Here is a 255-nt window from a genome sequence, read left to right on the forward strand (position 1 = left end):
CGGTTGCAACTACGGCGGCATTAGGGATGGGCTCATCGGTAACCACACCAGTTAAGGTCAATGTTAAACTGACGTCGACGGTCACTTCTGCTGAAGCTGTGCCGCCATTACCATCACTGATGGAATAAGAGATAGTTTCCGTGCCCAAAAAAGTATCGGCTGAGGTGTACGATAACGCATTGTTTTCAATAGTTACCGTACCACCATCAGAAGCGGTTGCTTCACTAATGGTTAAAGAGTCACCATCACTGTCCG

The 255-nt window shown here is 47.8% G+C and carries 1 protein-coding gene; it reads right to left on the reverse strand.

The features are described from left to right. Positions 1 to 255 (reverse strand): Ig-like domain-containing protein (locus ACSLUH_RS19710; RefSeq protein ID WP_448570096.1); only part of this gene is annotated, 255 nt, incomplete at both ends.

The organism is Thalassotalea ganghwensis, from assembly GCF_053485795.1.